This window comes from Lysinibacillus sp. NPDC056185, assembly GCF_047737915.1.
Classification (GTDB): domain Bacteria; phylum Bacillota; class Bacilli; order Bacillales_A; family Planococcaceae; genus Lysinibacillus.
Window position 1 is genome coordinate 1 of the sequence record NZ_JBLLLQ010000094.1, and the last position, 1,377, is coordinate 1,377.

At 70.7% G+C, this 1,377-nt stretch carries 1 protein-coding gene and 1 pseudogene; both read left to right on the plus strand.

Going from position 1 to position 1,377, the window contains the following annotated elements; genetic code table 11:
- Positions 1–525: pseudogene (locus ACMZ42_RS27070) on the plus strand (hypothetical protein); the annotation flags it as partial.
- 189 nt (positions 526–714) lie between these two features.
- A partial coding sequence (locus ACMZ42_RS27075) for a hypothetical protein (RefSeq protein WP_415733434.1) occupies positions 715–1,377 on the plus strand: 663 nt, incomplete at its 3' end.

The window sequence follows — 1,377 nt, forward strand, 5'->3', positions numbered from 1 at the left end:
CGCAAGGACTACGCCGCTCTGATCCGGTACGCGGTGGGGGCCGGCCAGAACCCCGGCGTCTCTCCCGGCCTGCTCCCGCCCGGATACGCGCCGCTGCCGGGGGCGCTGCGGACCGAGGCCCTCGCCGCGGCCGACCGGCTGCAGAATCCGCAGACCGCGCCCGGCGGCGGCGAAGCGAGCGGCCCGCCCGGCTCCGGTACCTCGGGCGGCTCCGGTGCCTCGGGCGGAAAAACGCCCGGCGCGGGCGGCGGCGGGACGGGAGGCACGACCGTGGGCGGTACGGCCGCGGTCGGCGCGGCCGGTGACGCCGCGAACCCCGGCACCGCGGACAAACCGGCCGTCTCGGCGAACCCGGCCGGGCCGAAGCGGCAGAACGTGGCCCAGTCCGGTGCGCCGACCCCCTCCACGATCCTCGGGATCGTCCGCTGGGTGCTGATCGGAGTGCTGCTCGCGGGCGGCATCGCGGGCCTTTCGGGGCCCCTTCTGATCCGTCTTTCGGTACGGAAATCAGTCCAGGCCGGCTGAGTTCTCCAGGTGTCACCTCGTAAAGGGTTTCGTAACCTGAAAAACCGTCGCCGTTGGTGGCCGTCGGCGACCGGATACGGAAAAGTCATCCGTGGCCGGTCGACGGGCCGGTGGAAAAAGAATTCAGAATTCTGCTCGAGCGTCCATTCCTTCCATTCCTCGTATCCGTATGCACGGAGGAGAACAGAAGTGAACGTCACGTCACGCGCACGCATCGGTGCCGTTGTCGGTACCGCAGCCCTCGCCCTCGGCGCCATGGCGGCCCCCGCATCGGCGGACCCGGCCCCCGGCACCTACCGGGTGCTCGCCGGTGTCGGCTCCGACACCACCCAGGACGTCGTGAACGGACTGGGCACCGCCGTCGACAGCGGCAGCCTGATCGCCTCGTACGACGCCACCGGCACGTCGACGATCAAGACGCGGGCCACCGGGTGTTCCATCCCGCGGCCGAACGGCTCGTCGGCCGGCATCAACGCGCTGCGCAACGCCGTCGACAACAACACCGGCTGCCTGGACTTCGCGCGCTCCTCGCGCGGTGTCGCGGACAGCTCGACCACCGACCTGACCTGGATCCCGTTCGGGAAGGACGCGGTCACGTTCGCCGTACGCGGCGACAGTGCGCTGCCCAAGGCCCTCACGAAGGCGCAGCTCGTCTCCATCTACACCTGCCGGACCACCTCCCTCAACCGTGTATCGCTCACCCCGCTGCTGCCCCAGTCCGGCTCCGGCACCCGGTCCTTCTTCCTGGGCGAGCTGGGCCTCACCGAGGACACCTTCGGCACCTGCGTCGACGACACCGTCCAGGAGCACAACGGCCAGGCACTGGACAGCGCGGGCGACATCGCCCCGTAC